9 protein-coding genes are annotated in these 13,263 nt (G+C 56.9%); all 9 read left to right on the forward strand.

The annotated features are described in order from the left end of the window. The first annotated feature begins 5 nt into the window (after window positions 1-5). From AC1D0O_RS20565 to AC1D0O_RS20605, 9 genes are read left to right on the forward strand one after another with little or no spacing between them, the layout of a single operon-like run. Window positions 6-1,361 (forward strand): aminotransferase class III-fold pyridoxal phosphate-dependent enzyme, encoded by a 1,356-nt coding sequence (locus AC1D0O_RS20565; protein ID WP_477655346.1) that lies wholly within the window; start codon window positions 6-8, stop codon window positions 1,359-1,361. Between the two features lie 24 nt (window positions 1,362-1,385). Further along, window positions 1,386-2,762, forward strand: a complete 1,377-nt coding sequence (locus tag AC1D0O_RS20570) for an APC family permease (RefSeq protein WP_477655347.1) — start codon at window positions 1,386-1,388, stop codon at window positions 2,760-2,762. Further along, on the forward strand, window positions 2,749-4,047 hold the full coding sequence (locus tag AC1D0O_RS20575) for a Tm-1-like ATP-binding domain-containing protein (protein WP_477655348.1): 1,299 nt from the start codon (window positions 2,749-2,751) through the stop codon (window positions 4,045-4,047). Before AC1D0O_RS20570 ends, AC1D0O_RS20575 begins: the two co-directional genes overlap by 14 nt. Window positions 4,048-4,051: 4 nt before the next feature. Then, window positions 4,052-6,097 (forward strand): oxidoreductase, encoded by a 2,046-nt coding sequence (locus tag AC1D0O_RS20580; protein ID WP_477655349.1) that lies wholly within the window; start codon window positions 4,052-4,054, stop codon window positions 6,095-6,097. Between the two features lie 27 nt (window positions 6,098-6,124). Continuing rightward, entirely contained in the window at window positions 6,125-8,593 is a 2,469-nt protein-coding gene (locus tag AC1D0O_RS20585; RefSeq protein WP_477655350.1) for an FAD-dependent oxidoreductase, read from the forward strand. 7 nt (window positions 8,594-8,600) lie between these two features. Further along, a complete protein-coding gene (locus tag AC1D0O_RS20590; RefSeq protein ID WP_477655351.1) occupies window positions 8,601-10,673 on the forward strand; it encodes an oxidoreductase in 2,073 nt (690 codons plus the stop codon). 51 nt (window positions 10,674-10,724) lie between these two features. Further along, window positions 10,725-11,600 carry a formyltetrahydrofolate deformylase gene (gene purU / locus AC1D0O_RS20595; RefSeq protein WP_477655352.1) on the forward strand — a complete coding sequence of 292 codons (876 nt, stop codon included), beginning with the start codon at window positions 10,725-10,727 and terminating at the stop codon, window positions 11,598-11,600. Between the two features lie 7 nt (window positions 11,601-11,607). After that, on the forward strand, window positions 11,608-12,498 hold the full coding sequence (gene folD, locus AC1D0O_RS20600; protein WP_477655353.1) for a bifunctional methylenetetrahydrofolate dehydrogenase/methenyltetrahydrofolate cyclohydrolase FolD: 891 nt from the start codon (window positions 11,608-11,610) through the stop codon (window positions 12,496-12,498). Between the two features lie 15 nt (window positions 12,499-12,513). Then, entirely contained in the window at window positions 12,514-13,263 is a 750-nt protein-coding gene (locus AC1D0O_RS20605) for an electron transfer flavoprotein subunit beta/FixA family protein (protein WP_477655354.1), read from the forward strand.

A 13,263-nucleotide genomic window follows, 5' to 3' on the forward strand; every position in this document is an offset into this window, starting at 1 on the left:
CTCGCATGACTAACGACCAACTGAAACAAGCCAATGCCCGTAGTCTCTGGCACCCTATGGCACACCCGAAGGCAATGCTGGAATCGCCTCCCGATATCATCCAGCGCGGCGATGGTAGCTGGATATGGGACGTAGACGGCCACAAGCTTGTTGACGGTGTGGGTGGGCTTTGGAGCGCTAATCTGGGTTTCGGTCGGACTGAAATTCGCGATGCCATCGTCCAACAACTAGACGAGCTGCCGTTTTACAACATCTTCCGTGGTACCACGCATCCCAGGGCTATTGAGCTGTCAGAGCGTTTGGTGGACTTGATGCGACCGGACGGTGTATCGGCCGTGTTCTTCAGCAATGGAGGCTCCGATGCCGTGGAGGGTGCGCTTAAGCTGGCGCGCCAATACTGGAAGATCCGGGGACAGGCGGATCGCGTCAAGTTCATATCCCTGAAGCAGGGCTACCATGGAGTGCATTTTGGTGGCATGAGTGTCAATGGCAACACCAACTTCCGTCGCGCTTATGAGCCGCTGCTTCCTGGCTGTTTCCACATCGATACTCCTTGGATCTACCGCAACCCTTTTACGGAAGATCCGGTGCGCTTGGCCGAGATTTGCGCCGACCAACTTGAACGCGAATTGATCTTCCAAGGTCCCGACACGGTGGCTGCTTTTATCGCCGAACCGGTGCAGGGGGCCGGAGGTGTAATCGTCCCGCCTGCAAATTACTGGCCGATGATTCGTAAGATCTGCGACAAGTACGGCGTGCTTCTGATTGCTGACGAGGTGGTGACGGGCTTCGGTCGAACTGGCCAAATGTTCGGCACGCGGTTGTGGGGCGTACAAGCTGACATGTGGTGCCTGGCCAAAGGCATCTCCTCGGGCTATGTCCCCCTTGGCGCGACGGCCCTCTCCGGAAAGGTGGTCGACACCTTTGCCAACAGTGATTCGGCACTTGCTTCCGTATCTCATGGCTACACCTACAGTGCGCATCCTGTCGCTGCCGCGGCTGCCTTGGCGACTCTGGACATCCTCGCGCGCGAAGACGTGCTCGCAAATGTCAAGAGTCAAGGGGACTATCTGATGACGCGCTTGCAGGCCCTTGGGAAGCGCTCGCGTTTGATCGGGGACGTCCGTGGAATTGGGTTGATGGCGTGCCTAGAAATGGTGGAGAACAAAGCGTCGAAAGCGCCATTTGGCCGCGGTTCTAAAGAAGTGGCGGCCGTGGCAAAGGAAGCTTACCGGCGCGGCGCCATGGTGCGGACCTCAGGTGCAAACATCATTTTGTCGCCAGCGCTGACGATCGAACGTCATCAGGTCGATCTGCTTTGCGATGCGCTCGAAGGCGCATTTGCTGCCGTCGAGGGCTGATCGCCTTCTAAAAATACCACCAATATGTCTTCACAAATTTCAACTCGCCGAGGCCGACTCGGCGTCAGCGCCCTGTTCGCAGCTTCCATCGGCGTTATCGTCGCTCAAGTGGGAATGGTCACTCTGATGCAGGGAATTGGTATCGCCGGTTGGGGCTTTGTTATAGCCCTCGTCATTGCGTTTGTTATTGCGTTGACTAACGCAATGGCGTACGCGGAGATGGCTCTGATGATGCCAACCGCCCGCAGTCTGTCGAGCTATACCGAAGCGGCTTTGGGCAACTTCCCGGCAATTTTGCTTGTATTCGCTGGTTATGTTGCGCCCGCCATCTTCGGTCTACCGGTCGAGTTGATACTTCTGAATGAAATTTTGCGCCAAGCAATTCCGTTGCAAGTCCCAACTCTCTTCTGGCCTGTCATGCTAGTGGCGTTTTTTGCAGTACTGAGTATCTTGGGCGCCGACGTGTTTGCTAAGGTCCAAACTACGCTGAGCTTTGCGGTGTGCGCATTCCTGCTTGTCACCGGCCTGATAGCGGTGACAGGGCACGCCGCTGCGCCGGTCCCTAGTACTGGCTGGCCGCAACTGGGGCAGAACACCATGGTTCTGGGGGTCGTCGCGTTGGCATTTTGGGTGTTCGTCGGATCTGAGTTCGTCACTCCGCTCGTCGCGGATGCGAAGGATGCGACACGGGACCTGCCGCGCGCGATGATTGGATCGCTAATTGTTATCTTCGTCGTCCAGCTGCTTTTCGCAATTGGTGCCGGTGCAGTAGTTCCCCGAGAGACATTGTCGTCCTCTCCGACACCGCATCTCGACTATGCACTTGTCGTCTTCGGACCGTCAGCGAAAGTAGGCGTCGCCATCCTTGCTCTGCTCGCATCCGCAAGCCTTCTCAACTCGGTGCTGGCTGCAGTTCCGCGCATGCTGCAAGGTATGGCGGAAAATGGGCAGGTTTTCCCGATCTTTAAGCCGTTGCATTCGCGTTTTGGGACGCCTGTGGCTGCGATTATTTTTGTCGCATGCTTGCCCCTACTCGGGTTGGCATGGTCCCGAGGAGATCCAAGCGCAATATTGCCTCTAACAATCGCGGCTTCAGTGGCATGGATTCTGGCATATGTAGTCGCGCAAATTTCCGTGATGGTCTTACGTATACGTCATCCATCAGCGCCTAGGCCGTTTCGTGCGCCGCTCTTTCCAGTCCTGCCTTTGGTAGCAATTGCAGGCATGCTGTTTGTCGTAAGCGAGAGTTCACCTGCACCGGAGCTCACCATGAGTATCGTGCGCTACACGGTCATAGTGTTGGGGATATTTTCGCTAGTTGGCGCGCTGTGGGTCAAGCTCGTCATGAAACGCGGCCTTTTCGAGCCTGTATGGGTTGGACCGCTGAATGATCGCAGTTGATAACGCCGTGGAGGCTGGTATGAAGACCGGATTACAGATTTTGATCGTTGGCACTGCTGACACGAAGGCGGATGAGCTGCTATTCATGAAGCAGTGTATCGAAGCCGAGGGCGCCCGAGCGTCAATCATGGATGTAGGAGTTCTGGGCGCCCCGACTTTTACCCCAGAGATCAGCAATCGCCAAGTGGCCGAAGCTGCGGGCTTGACGCTTGAAGCCGTAGCAGCACTTGGAAATGAGAATTTAGCCATGACGAAGATGGCTGAAGGCGCGGTGAAACTCGCTCTTCAGCGTTACCGAAACGGCGAACTGCATGGTGTCCTGGCGCTAGGCGGCACGATGGGCACCGACCTTGCGCTCGACGTTACCGCCGCCCTTCCGGTGGGGATGCCAAAGTTCATCGTAACCACGGTTGCATATTCCCACCTGATTCCCCCGGATCGGCTCGCGCCTGATTTGATGATGATCCTTTGGGCGGGTGGGCTGTACGGGTTGAACTCAATCTGTCGCTCCATACTTAGCCAGGCGGCGGGCGCCGTCTTGGGAGCTTGCAGTACTGTTGTTCGAATGCAAACACGTCGGCCGCGCGTGGCAATTGGCTCACTCGGCAAGTCGTGCTTGAGTTATATGGTGCGGTTAACGCCGGAGCTACAACGGCGCGGCTACGAGGCTGTCGTCTTCCATTGCACGGGTATGGGCGGACGTGCGATGGAAGCGCTGATTGAGCAGGGTGAGTTCGTCGCCGTGTTCGACTTTGCACTCGACGAGGTGGGCAACCAATTGCATGGTTCAGTCGTAAGTGCCGGTCCATCGAGGCTCGAGACCGCTGGCCGGCTCGGTATCCCTCAGCTCGTGGCGCCAGGTGCCAGCGACATGATAGATGTTCAGAGCTGGTGCCCGCTGCCAGAGAAGTATGCCGACCGGCCCTACCATGCCCACAACCGCCTCATCGGATCGATCAATACAACGTTGGACGAACGACGAGCAATCGCGCGAGAAATCGCGAGCAAGCTATCACGTGCAACCGGGCCCACTGCCTTTCTTTTGCCGCAGAGAGGGATTCATGCGTGGGATCGACCCGGGCAACCTTTTCATGATCCTGAAGGACATGCCTCTTATGTTGAGGAGTTTCGGCGCCATATCAGGCCTCCCGTGGAGTTGTATGACCTCGATTTGCATATCAACGACGACGCCTTCGTTGACGAGGCGCTTCGGGTCTTCGATAGGTGGATCGCCGAAGGCCTCGTATCGGACGGTGCGGCATCGTCATTGACCGCAGTTAGGTGAGCACGTGAGAGATCCTCGTTACGACCTGCTGTTTGAGCCTTTGCAAATCGGCCCAGTACGCACAAAGAACCGGTTCTATGTGGTACCGCATGCCTGTGGCTTGAGTCATCTGGCACCGAATGGGGCCATCGCTTTTCGCGAGACAAAAGCTGCAGGTGGTTGGGGTGTTGTGTCGACCCAGATTACTGAAATTGGTCCTGACACGGACCTCGGAAGTCATCCGACCGAGCGGATCTGGGACGAGCAGGATCTTCCGTATCATCACAAATTGACGGAACGCGTTCATGCCCATGGGGCGCTAGCCGCGATCGAACTAGGCCATGCCGGTATTCGAGCGCGCAACCTGCAGACAGGGTTACCCATCATTGGCCCGAGTGTGCAGCCGAGCCTTCGGAGGGAGTTGCCGTTCTATGCGCAGGCAATGACACGTGATGACATTCGCAAGTTCCGCCTGGCGCACCGGGATGCCGCTCTCCGGGCGAGAAAGGCCGGCTACGACATCGTTTATGTATACGCCGCGCATGACATATCCTTATTGACCAACTTTTTGTCACGGAGAACCAATCAGCGATCTGACGAATACGGTGGCTCACTTGAAAACCGCGTCCGTCTCATTCGCGAAGTACTCGATGACACGAAGGATGCTGTAGGTGATCGCTGCGCTGTCGCATTCCGGTTTGGCGTTCACGAGTTCGTTTCTCAGTACGCCATTACAAGCGACGGCGAAGGGCGCGACGTGGTCGGCATGCTGGCCGAGATCCCGGACTTGTGGGACGTGAATGTATCTGGCTGGACCTATGACTCTTCCTCAGCACGGCTCAGCGAGGAGGGTTTTCAGGAGCAATACACCGGTTTTGTCAAGTCGATGACCAGCAAACCTGTGGTCGGCGTCGGTCGCTACACCACACCGGATCGAATGGTTTCGTTGATTCGAAAAGGAGTCTTCGATCTAATCGGGGCGGCACGACCGTCAATTGCAGATCCATACTTGCCGCGCAAGATTGAAACGGGGCAATTGGACGAGATTCGTGAGTGCATTGGCTGCAATCAATGTGTGGCGACTGAATCTTACGGAGTAGCGATCCGATGCACCCAAAATCCGACCATCAATGAGGAGTGGCGGCGTGATTGGCACCCAGAAAACGTGCCCGCTGCCGTGAAGTCGGAATCAATCCTTGTCGTCGGCGGTGGTCCCGCTGGCCTCGAGTATGCGCTAACCGCTGCGCGAGCCGGGCATCACGTAAGTCTGTGTGACGCACGGGAGGAATTTGGTGGAAGAGTATTGACAGAAAGCAAGCTGCCCGGCTTGGCCACATGGCGCCGTCTCATCGACTATCGAACACATCTGCTCAAACAGATGCCCAACGTTGACCTCTATCCCGGAAACCACCTCAGTGCATCGGAAATTGTCGAGTTTGGAGCGCAGAGAGTCATACTTGCGACGGGAGCCGTGTGGCGACGGGATGGCGTTGGATCCACACATTTAACCCCAATCGAGGGGTTGGACAGCATCGTCCTACTTACACCGGATGACCTCAGAAGCAAAGTAAATGTGCCCTTGCGCGTGCTGGTGTATGACGACGATCACGACTACATGGGCAGCGTCGTCGCAGAACATTTTGTCCGCCTCGGCCATCAGGTTATTTTCGCGACGCCACTCGCCGAGTTGTCCGCATGGACCGACCAGAAGCTAGAACGCGATCGAATCGTCGTTCGACTGCATGAGCTAGGTGTCGAGTTTCACACGCAGGCAAAAATTGCTCGTGTCGAAGCCGGTGTTGTGCATACCCTTGTTGGGCCTGGCCGCAGTGCGATCCCGATACCGTGTGACGCATTGATGCTAGTTTGCTCGCGCCAGCCGGGAGCTGACCTGCAAAGTGAATTGATCAAGCAGGGCCTAGACGCATCACGTGTTCATGTCATCGGTGACGGCTTGGCCCCCGGGACCTTGCAGTCGGCCGTGTATTCGGGGCACGCTGCGGCGATGGCCCTGATCACCGGCCGGGCGCATACCTATTTTCGACGCGACCGCGCTACTTTGGAGGCATGAGGCGTGCAGCCGCTTCGATAGACACCTATGAACCATAACTTACCCGCCCAAGCACGGGTCGTCGTCATCGGCGGCGGCATCATTGGCGCATCGGCGCTGTATCACCTCACAAAAGCGGGGTGTACTGACGCCGTCCTGCTCGAGCGCGATCAATTTGCCAGTGGGACGACTTGGCACGCTGCGGGCATCGTTGGGCAGTTGCGCGACTCTAAAGCGCAAACAGAATTGGCGCAGTACACCACGCGTCTGTTCCAGTCCCTCGAAGCGGAAACCGGGCAAGCCACTGGCTACAAAGAAAACGGTTCCATGACTGTGGCGTTGACGCAGGCACGGCTTGAACTGATTAAGCGCAACGTGTCCTCAGCACAGCGAATGGGAGTACCGTGCCAGTATTTGACGCCAGAGCAAATCCACGAGCGGTGGCCTCTCCTGCGCGTCGACGATGTCCTTGGGGGGCAGTTTGTTCCCTCTAATGGACAGGTTAACCCTTTGGACGTGACCACGGCGCTCATCAAGGGCGCTAAGCAAGGCGGAGCGCAAGCTTTTGAGAACACGCCGGTATTAGATGTCCTGGTGAAGCACGGCAAGGTTATTGGGGTACGCACTGCGCATGGTGATATCGCGTGCGAACGCGTGCTACTTGCCGGAGGCATGTGGGCTCATGGATTTGCGAAAAAAATGGGGGTGCCGGTACCGTTGCACGCGGCTGAGCACTACTACATTGTCACGGAAAGTCTACCTGGGCTGGCTCGCACCACTCCGGTGCTTACGGTCGCGGACGAGCGAGCTTACTACAAGGAGGACGCTGGAAAACTTCTGGTTGGATTCTTTGAGGCACAAGGCAATGCTTGGCCGCCGGCGGGCGCGCATATACCTCCAAATTTCTCATTCGAGGACTTGCCTCCGAACATGGAGCACATGGAGTCCCAACTGTCGTTGGCATTTGACCGCGTGCCTGTTCTGCAAAATACGGGAATTCAGTTGTTCTTCTGTGGGCCGGAGAGCTTCACTCCGGACGGTCGCGCATACATGGGTCCAGCCGCCGATGTGAGCGGCTTGTATGTAGCGGCCGGCTTTAACTCCAACGGTATTCTCTCATCGGGAGGTGCCGGAAAGGTCATGGCCGACTGGCTGGTGGACGGTTTGCCGTCTGTCAGCATGGGCGCTCTTCATGCGCAGCGCGCACTGCCGTTCCAGGCCAACACCCGCTATGTCCGCGAGCGAGTGGTCGAGTCGATTGGCATGCATATGACGCTGCACTGGCCGGGGCACCATGTTCATACGGCGCGCGGCGTGCGGCACTTTCCGCTTCATGACCGGTTGCTGGCCGAGGGCGCGGTGATGGGAGAGCGCATCGGCTGGGAGTTTCCGCTCTATTTTGATACCCCTGGCGCAACCTTGCCTGCGGATCCCAGCCTGAAACGTCAGGCCTGGTTTCCGAACGTGGAACGTGAATGCCTCGCAGCGCGAGATGCGGCGCTGCTGATCGATCAGAGTTGCTACGGAAAACTGATTGTCAAAGGGCCGGATTCGCTGAAGTCACTGGAGTATGTGTCAGCTAACCGTGTCGAAGTGCCGATCGGTCAGTCGGTCTACACGCATTGGCTCAACGCGCGCGCTGGTATCGAGGCCGATCTCACGATCACGCGAACTGGAGAGAGCGAGTTCCTGATTGTGACCGGGCATCCCAGTCAGGTCCGTGACCGGGCTTGGCTTGAGTCGCATTTCGATCCTTCTTGGCGTGTTCAGGTGAATGACGTGACGGCTGGGTATGCAATGTTCTCCCTCAGCGGCCCGCAGTCCAGAGCCATTCTGCAGGCGTTGACCGACGAGGATGTTAGTGACGCGGCGCTGCCATTCGGACATGCCAGATTTCTTGATGTGGGCCTCGGTCGTTGCTGGGTGCTCCGCCGCAGCTTCGTCGGTGAACTCGGTTATGAGTTCTATCCAACGACCGACTTGGCGCGGCATGTCTTCGAGGAACTGGTTCGGGAGGGAACGGCCCGAGGCATGCGCCTGGGTGGATTCCTGGCGATGGGCCATTGTCGCCTGGAGAAGGGCTTTGTGCATTTCAGTCATGACATCGGCGAAGACGACACACCACTGGAGGCGGGTCTGCGGTTTGCCGTCGCATTCGACAAGCCTGGCGAATTTATAGGACGACAAGCGCTGGAAAAGCAGCGCGACGCCGGTCCATTACCCACCCGATTGGTGAATGTTCGCGTCAAGAGCGCCTCCCTGGATGATGGGCCCTACCTTTACCGCAACGAGCCTATTTGGCGGGGGCAGGAGCTTGTTGGCTATATCACGTCAGGCGCCTGGGGCTTTCGTCTAGGCGGGTCATACGGCATGGGTTCGATAAAGCGAGCCGAGGGTGTGACCGCAGATTGGCTCAAGGCCGGAGGGTTCGAGGTGGAGGTGGCTGGCGCGAGGCACTCGATCGATATCCAGTTCTCCGGATTCTATGACCCCAAGGGCGAGCGGATGCGAGGCTGAAGCCAACATGATGAAATACAAGATCGACGATCGTTATCGACTGCTCTTCGAGCCGATGAAGATCGGACCCGTAACAGCGAAAAATCGTTTCTTCGCGGCGGCGCACAGCGCTGGAATGGGGTTCGCGCAGCCTCACGCAACGGCATCGCTGCGCGCCATGAAGGCTGAAGGAGGTTGGGCAGTAATCTGTACGGGCGTATGTGAAATTGATGCCACGTCCGACATGATGGGGCACCAGAACGACAGACTTTGGGATGCGGACGATATCGCCTGCCATAAGCTCGCTATTGATGCCATCCACGCCCATGGTGCGCTTGCGGCCATTGAACTCGCGCACTTAGGTCTCGGAGCCCGCAATCTGTACAGCCGAGTACCCCCTCTGGGGCCGACGAGTGCCAAATGCACGTCGGCCTATGTGCCGGTGCAGTCTCGCGCGATGACTATTCAGGACATCGTGGCCTTTAGGGCTTCCCATCGAGCGGCCGTTGCAAGAGCCCTGACCGCCGGGTACGACATCGTGTACATCTATGCCGCGCACGATCGCGCACTGCCGCTGCATTTTCTTTCCCGAAAGCACAATACGCGCACCGACGAATACGGCGGTTCAGTTGAAAATCGGATGCGGCTTTTGCGCGAGTTGATCGAAGACACGAAAGAGGAAGTCAGCGGTCGCGCCGCTGTCGCGGTACGTTTTGCGGTGCACGACTTCTCCGGCGGCATCAGCATGCAGGAAGAAGGACGTTCCGTAATTGAAGCCCTTGGCGAGCTACCTGATCTGTGGGACGTCAATGTCAGCCCATGGCCTTTTGACTCGTCAACAGCCCGATTCGATGACGAAGGCTGGCAGGAGCCTTATGTTGACTTTGTCAAGAAGTTGACGACTAAGCCAGTAGTCGGTGTCGGCCGTTTCACTTCGGCTGACGCCATGGTTTCGCAGCTGCGCCGAGGGGTACTTGACTTTATTGGTTGTGCGAGGCCCTCGATCGCAGATCCCTTCCTGCCGGAAAAGATTGCTTCAGGACGCGTTGACGAAATTCGGGAATGCATCGGATGCAACGTCTGCGTGTCGACTGAAATGTACGGTGTTCCAATTCGCTGCACACAGAATGCGACGATCGGCGAAGAGTGGCGAAAATCCTGGCACCCCGAAAATATACCGCTATTTAACACCAGAGCATCCGCATTGGTAGTTGGTGCTGGCCCCGCGGGGTTGGAAGCCGCGCTCACTCTAGCTCGTCGTGGACTTGAAGTGTCTCTCGTAGAGGCAAGTGCAAAACCGGGTGGACGGTTGATTTGGGAGAGTTGCCTTCCCGGAGCGGGAAGCCTTGATCGCGTACGCGGCTATCGCATGCACCACATAGACCGTATGGCTAACGTCCGAATGTTCCGACAGTCACCATTAGACGTCAACGCGATCATAGAGTTCGGCGCAGAACATGTGTTCCTGGCTACCGGATCGCGCTGGAGAAACGACGGCGTCGGGCCTGGAACGCCTTATGGGATCGTCGGGTTGGATAAACAGCCCGCCGGATGGACCTTGACTCCCGAACAGGTTGTCGAGCGCGTGCTTGCAGGCAACCCGATCGCCGGTCCTGTCGTTGTCTACGATGATGACCACCACTATGTTGGTCATGCGATCGCTGAGATGCTGCGTGCTCAAGGTCTTGAGGTGACGCTTGTAACCCCGCTCGCAGATGTGTCGCAGTGGTCTTACTACACGCTTGAGCTGCGGCGTCTGGAACAACGCCTGAGAGAGGCCGGCATATGTTGCTTGACCAAGACAAAGATATTGAGCGTAGAGCCGGGCAGGGTAGTGCTTGCCGTTGATGGCGTCGAGCGCTGCGTTGATTCAGGGACGTTCATTCCGGTGACGCTCCGTCAACCAACCGACGGCCTGATGACTGAACTTTCGCTGAGGGAGTCTGAGTGGCGCGGCGCAGGTATCTTGTCGGTCGAACTCCTCGGTGATGCGCTTGCACCCGGCACCGTGGCAGCCGCTGTGTATGCGGGCGCCCAGGCGGCGCGCGATCTAGGTGTTTCACGTCCTGGCCACTTTCTGCGCGAACGCATCGTCCTCTAGCAATCACTTGTATACGCGCGTACTTACCAACCTTGCTCTAGGCAGATCGACATGACCTACTCAACCAGAAACGCAAACACATACACGCTGCGAGTTATTTGCCCTGCGGACAAAGGTCTCGTGGCCATGATAACCAGCCACCTGGCCGAAAAAGGCTGCTATATCAACGAGCTTGCACAGTATGACGACGAGGAGGCTCGACGTTTCTTCATGCGATGCGTATTTTCAACGCCTGAAGGGGCTGCACCGATTGATAAAGTGCTTGATACTGAATTCAGTACAAAGGCTAAATCCCATTCGATGGATTGGAAGGTGCGCAGCGGAACTAAGCCGCAACGTGTGCTCCTAATGGTTTCCAAGTTTGACCATTGCCTGCGCGATCTATTGTATCGATGGGAAAGCAAAGAACTTGCGATGGAAGTGGTCGGCATCGTTTCTAACCACGATGCTATGGCTTCGGTGGCGGCCCGGTATAACTTACCCTACTACCATGTACCCGTGACGCCGCAGACCAAGCCTGCCGCTGAGGCCGAGCTCCGGCGCCTGGTTTTTGATCTTCGCGTGGATTTGGTAGTGCTTGCTCGATACATGCAGATCCTGAGTGACGAACTCTCCCGCGAGTTTGCAAGCCGTTGCATCAATATCCATCACTCATTTCTCCCTAGTTTTAAAGGCGGCTCACCGTATACGCAGGCGCATCAGCGCGGGGTCAAATTGGTCGGGGCCACAGCACACTACGTGACAGGTGATCTAGACGAGGGGCCGATTATCGAGCAAGACGTGCGACGCATCGACCACAGGTTTTCCCCTTCCGAAATTCAAGCGCTAGGGCGCGATATAGAGGCAGTGGTGCTGGCCCGGGCGGTCCGCTTGCACCTAGAGGATCGTGTTTTTATCGACGGGAACAAGACCGTCGTCTTCGCGTGAGGCTCGTTTGAAAGCGAAAACTATCGATGGGAAAGCGGCCGCAGCGAAGTTACGCGTGACTGTGGCCGATGCCGTTGCGCGGCTGAAATATGAGCATGGGATTATTCCTGGACTGGCTGTCGTGCTTGTTGGCGATGATCCCGCTAGCCAGATCTATGTAAGGAACAAGGCCAAGCAAACCGTTGAGGTTGGAATGTCGTCGGTAGAACACCGGCTGGACGCTTCAACCTCCGAAGACGAACTGCTGGCACTAATCGGACGTTTGAATGCGGATCAGGCAGTGCATGGCATCCTCGTGCAATTGCCGCTTCCGGAACAGATTCGTGCATCTGCCGTCATAGAGGCGATCACACCAGCCAAGGACGTCGACGGGTTTCATCCCGTAAACGTAGGCAGAGTGGCTAATGGGGACGATGGTTTCGTTCCTTGCACGCCCTACGGTTCCCTACTGCTGATTCGGCACGTACTACCGTCGTTGACTGGCCTTGAAGCGGTCGTCATCGGTCGCTCAAACATCGTAGGCAAGCCGATGGCGCAACTTCTGCTGGCTGAGAACTGTACCGTTACGGTCGCCCATTCCAGAACGCATGATTTACCCGCGATCGTGCGGCGTGCCGACATTGTTATTGCCGCAGTTGGAAGGCCGGAAATGGTACGGGGCGCATGGCTGAAGCCAGGTTGCTGCGTGATTGATGTCGGTATAAACCGGGTCCTCAATCCTGATGGCGGCCACCGCTTGGTTGGTGACGTCGCTTTCGCGGAAGCATGCGAGGTGGCGCAGGCGATCACTCCAGTGCCTGGCGGTGTTGGTCCCATGACGATTGCTTGTTTATTACGCAATACAGTACTTGGCGCTTGTCGCCAACACGGGGTGCCATTGCCCGACGAATTTAGATAACCTGGAGAAGTACCTGTGAAAATTCTTGTGCCCGTTAAGCGGGTAGTCGATTCCAATGTGAAGGTGCGCGTAAAGGGAGACGGCACCGGTATAGATCTCGCCGCCCTCAAAATGAGTATGAACCCCTTTGACGAAATCGCCGTTGAGGAAGCGGTAAGACTCAGGGAAAGCGGCGTTGCCGCCGAAGTCATCGCGGTCTCTTGCGGAGTAGCGCAGTGCCAGGAGGTCTTGCGAACCGCTATGGCGATTGGCGCGGATCGTGCCATTCTTATTGAGACGGACATGGAGTTGCAGCCTTTGGCTGTCGCCAAGTTGCTCAAAGTCGTCTTCGATAAAGAGCAGCCGGGTCTCGCAATCCTTGGCAAACAAGCTATTGATGACGACTGCAACCAAACAGGTCAGATGCTTGCTGCGTTGGCCGGCTTGCCCCAGGCGACATTCGCTTCAAGAATTGAGGTCGTAGACGGAAGGGCGAAGGTTTCACGCGAAGTCGACGGCGGCGTTGAAACGCTGAGTATCGCGCTCCCTGGGGTGATAACCACCGACTTGCGCTTGAATGAACCACGGTACGTAACCTTGCCGAACATCATGAAAGCCAAGAAGAAACCGCTAGAAATTCTTAAAGCGGCCGACTTGGGGGTCGACATGACGCCACGGCTTAAGACGTTGATGATTTCGGAACCGCCGAAGCGGAACCCAGGGGTTCGAGTGGGCAATATCGTCTCTCTGATCGAGAAGCTCAAAAACGAAGCGAAGGTGATCTGA

The sequence above is a fragment of the Polaromonas sp. P1_F2 genome, from assembly GCF_056405735.1.